Consider the following 3722-nt stretch of genomic DNA (forward strand, 5'->3'; position numbering starts at 1 on the left):
GATGAATATGAGTAGGGTGCGCATCCTGCCCGCACGAAAATGAAACAGGCAAGATGCCTGTTCCACCAAGATGCCTGTTCCACCAACATGCCTATTCCACGCAGTTTTAGCTGGCTGGCGGCAATAGTCTTACCAAAAAAATTGGGTAATCGCGCCCCGTCCTTCGTTCGACGGCAATTCTAAGAGACAATGGGATTGAAAGTTGGCACTTTGTGTGCTACTATAAAAGTATAATCAATCTTTCTTTTGGTGTAGCTAGATACTGTCTAAACATAAGTAGGCAACGTAAAAAATATGTAGAGCTTACATATTGCGTAATTGGGTCTAACGACTTAAATGTTTATGAAAGATTTAGATAAAAAAGTATCTAGTTAAAGCGATGCAGCGCGGTCATGGGGGTTTCCCCCACTCGCGCTTTGCATCAAGACATAGATTTTGAAAAGGTACGGTGGGGCACACCGGAACCCAAGTCCGAAGACTAAATACGCTTGTGGAGAGGAGACCTCTATTTTTCCTGGCTCCGGCCTGGTTAAACAAGTCACCCCGTGGAAGCAAGAATCCCCGTCCTTCCAGGGCGGGGAGTGTCAAAAATCCCTCTTGCTCAAAGTGCCGATCTGTGGTTAATGCATCGGTTATGCTACGTTGGCGCATCAGAATAAAACTGACCGCATCGCACAAGGAATAGGTCTTGTCCTGCCGATCAGCTAAAAGCTGCATGGCTTCTCGGTGTAGTTGTTCATCAACCCAGACTGTTTCAATGTCTGGATTATCAACCAAGTCAACCACAAACTCCAAAACTTTAGCCCGAGGGAACCGGCGGATCAGTGCAAGAGCAACCAACTCAGCTAAGACATGGCTATGAGTCAAGAGTTTACTGCCCGCATCATCGACTAACTGCACCGCCTTTTTATGCTGTGGTTCGTCCCGATGGAGATAGCACAACAAACCTGATGTGTCTAGAAGCACAAAATCACTCCCATTCTAATACTCATCAGTATAAGCTCTGGCGAGGTCAGCATCAATCTCTAGGTTATCTACACCCGTTGCGTGTCCTAGACTGACTGCACCTGCATGGCTTTTGAACTTCTGTCGTGCCTGCTCTTGCTGCTCTGGAGACAGCATCGTAGTGCTAACAGTTCCGTCTTGTCTGCTGAGAACGGCGACTATCCAATCCGTTATGGATATTCCTACTGCATTGGCCTTACGCTGTAGGTCGGCGTAGACTTCATCGCTGATTTCTAGAGTTAGCTGCTGACTCATAGGTGTTAGGCAATTAGCTATTTGAAGCAATTATAGCTTTTGGGTTGGCGTTGCTGAATAGCAAAATGGTTTAACCAGAAAGGGGAATTTCCTGAAATTTTAAATAATAAATTTTAAATAATAAATAAGAAGCCTAATTGATAACTACAACATTACCAAACAAGTTTTGTTAGTTTGAATTTGATTGGCAAGATTGACAGCCCGTTGATGATTATGATCGGTGACCGAAGATAATGCGATCGCAAAAGAAGTATCTAAAAAAACTTCAGTCATTCTCAGAAACAGTTTCCCCATACAAATATTGGTCAATTTTCTCTGACCAATCTGGGTCACCATGTAATTTTAAACACTGAGCAGTTTGAAGGAATGTTGTAGGTTGCCTTACTTAATCAGGCAAAACACTTTCAACAATAATCCTTACCCTTGTACCTGCAGCTAAGTTTAAGGGCACTTCCAGTTGAAGAGCTGTCCGATCAAATACCGCTTCAAGTTCTTGGAGCATGATTCTCTAAAACCTATTGACTATTTTAGTATAGTCCGAGCTTTACCTGTAACGGCCTCAAGCTTAGCGGCGCGAGCACCACCTGTGGGCAAAAAGCGAACTATTCGCGATCGCATCTGCTAGAGCGCCCTAGTTAGGAAGAAATGGGATGATGCAGCTAAGGTGCATCCACACCATAATCTTAAGATGCGTTTGCCCTGTGGATATGGCTCTTGCTAAAATAGGGTCGCTCAATTCTAATTGGTCAGTTACACTAATCATTTTTTGCTTGATATCGGGAAATAATCCAGTACAACGGTTTATTTATAGCTAGAACTTTCTGAACTTGGATTCAATAATTCCCACAATCCAACAAACCCCACAAAAAACGTATAAATGCCATAGGTTATAGGATTTTTATCACAACTGTCAGCTTTAAAAGCAGCGATTACACCTTCAATGAAATGGGATATTAAAGCGATACTTCCTAGCCACAATACATAATAGAGGTTACTTGGTAGATAGCCATGGGTTAGCCGTAAATAAATATACCAAATTTCTAGACCTAAAGCGCAAGTAATTAAACTAGTAGATGTTATTTTAATTAGATAAAATAATTGCTTTTTCATGCTCAGATTATCCTGAAGTTAAACCCAGACTATAAACAAACTATTTTACCTATGTTACTATGATAGATAGCGTTTGTATCTGGGTGAACACAGGAATTGCCTTGCCCGTAGCGCTATATTCTCCCTATTGCCTGCTCCCTTTGCTATACTAAGAACGCCGTGGCACTAAGTTCAGCAAAACATCAGCAATAGCCTGGGAAATTGGTAAGCCAGGGCAAAGCTCAAGCCAGAAGAATTCTCCCACTGGATTGACCTCAAGAAATACATGGCGACCATCGGGAGTTAAAATAATATCAATCGCGCCATAGTTCAAGCCAAAGTAATCCATTAGCTTCAGCAACTTTTCTTCGAGATCCTGGGGCAACTGATAGGGCTGCCAAGCGTTTAGGGAATCAACGCCCCGTCGCCGCCAGTCATAACGAGCACCTGGAAACTGTTGAGAGTCTATCGAAGCAGTAAACACTTGCTTTCCGACAATTGTGGTTCGTAACTCTAGTGCCTTAGGGAGATGTTCCTGAAAGGTCATTGGACAGAACCTTAATCCATCCAAGTTGTCCAAATCCTCCGGTTTGACCGGATTGGTAAACACTACCTGCTCCTCTCCCTGCTGATCATAGATGGCAAAGGATGAAAGCATTTTGGTAATTATGCCAGACTCACATTCTTTGGCAAATTCCACCACTGCGGCTGGATTATTGGTGGTCAGGTTAAGAGGAGTATCTATGCCGAGTTCCCGTGCTACTTTTAGCTGTAACTGCTTATTCTTAGCTTGCTCAATCACAGAGCCCCGATCCAAGTGGAAGCCATCAATACTGGCAATCATACCTTGGATAGTTACACGAGATTCTTGTACAGAGGCTTGCCGCATTTGCGGATCCATGGTGCTCGGAATTCTTGCACCCATGGCAATGCGCCGATACCAAACTGCGGAGACCTCCTGCAAATCTAGCTTTTCTTCCTCAGACTTTAGGATTAATCTTTCTGTATTCTTACCGTCTTTATTCTTACCGTAGTAGACATCTAGTTGGACTTCCGTGGGAAATCGGTCAGTGTCAAATCGAAAGGCTTTCCCCCCTTTTTCTTCAATGGCTTTTACCACTAGGGGAATGCTTTCGTTGTCTTGGCTATGGGTAATAATTAAAACTGTCATTGTTAATAATAAAGGGAATAGGGAATAGGGAATAGGGAATAGGGAGTAGGGAGTAGGGAGTAGGGAGTAGGGAGTCAGGGCTATTTCATTCTAAACAAGTCCTTGAGTGTGTTAAGAGTAGAACCAGCACGACGCTGAGCCTGAGCCATATTCTCAAAGCCATGTTCACGATACAAGTTGAGGGAAAAGTTTCGGGCAATGG

General features: G+C 43.4%; 6 protein-coding genes. 1 reads left to right on the plus strand and 5 read right to left on the minus strand.

The features are described from left to right. Positions 1-39 precede the first annotated feature (39 nt). Positions 40-183: a hypothetical protein gene (locus F6K57_RS39500; protein WP_293074225.1), complete on the plus strand. Its 144-nt coding sequence runs from the start codon at positions 40-42 to the stop codon at positions 181-183. Between the two features lie 207 nt (positions 184-390). Here F6K57_RS39500 and F6K57_RS39505 read toward each other — a convergent pair whose 3' ends face one another. From F6K57_RS39505 to F6K57_RS39525, 5 genes are all read right to left on the minus strand, one after another. Further along, positions 391-966 carry a PIN domain-containing protein gene (locus F6K57_RS39505; RefSeq protein WP_293074228.1) on the minus strand — a complete coding sequence of 192 codons (576 nt, stop codon included), beginning with the start codon at positions 964-966 and terminating at the stop codon, positions 391-393. Between the two features lie 15 nt (positions 967-981). Continuing rightward, a complete protein-coding gene (locus F6K57_RS39510) occupies positions 982-1260 on the minus strand; it encodes a hypothetical protein (protein ID WP_293074231.1) in 279 nt (92 codons plus the stop codon). A 144-nt stretch (positions 1261-1404) separates the two neighbouring features. Further along, positions 1405-1533 (minus strand): hypothetical protein, encoded by a 129-nt coding sequence (locus F6K57_RS39515; protein ID WP_269086950.1) that lies wholly within the window; start codon positions 1531-1533, stop codon positions 1405-1407. Between the two features lie 528 nt (positions 1534-2061). Next, positions 2062-2370, minus strand: a complete 309-nt coding sequence (locus F6K57_RS39520) for a hypothetical protein (protein ID WP_075897055.1) — start codon at positions 2368-2370, stop codon at positions 2062-2064. 148 nt (positions 2371-2518) lie between these two features. Next, positions 2519-3520: an MvdD family ATP-grasp ribosomal peptide maturase gene (locus F6K57_RS39525; RefSeq protein WP_293074234.1), complete on the minus strand. Its 1002-nt coding sequence runs from the start codon at positions 3518-3520 to the stop codon at positions 2519-2521. Between the last annotated feature and the right edge of the window lie 202 nt (positions 3521-3722).

The organism is Moorena sp. SIO4A5 (assembly GCF_010672005.1).
Lineage (GTDB): Bacteria > Cyanobacteriota > Cyanobacteriia > Cyanobacteriales > Coleofasciculaceae > Moorena.

Bases quoted from the DNA above. Each gene is read 5' to 3' on its own strand.
- F6K57_RS39520 (WP_075897055.1), bottom strand. From the start codon at position 2,370: ATGAAAAAGCAATTATTTTATCTAATTAAAATAACATCTACTAGTTTA.
- F6K57_RS39515 (WP_269086950.1), bottom strand. From the start codon at position 1,533: ATGACTGAAGTTTTTTTAGATACTTCTTTTGCGATCGCATTATCTTCG.
- F6K57_RS39510 (WP_293074231.1), bottom strand. From the start codon at position 1,260: ATGAGTCAGCAGCTAACTCTAGAAATCAGCGATGAAGTCTACGCCGAC.
- F6K57_RS39500 (WP_293074225.1), top strand. From the start codon at position 40: ATGAAACAGGCAAGATGCCTGTTCCACCAAGATGCCTGTTCCACCAAC.
- F6K57_RS39525 (WP_293074234.1), bottom strand. From the start codon at position 3,520: ATGACAGTTTTAATTATTACCCATAGCCAAGACAACGAAAGCATTCCC.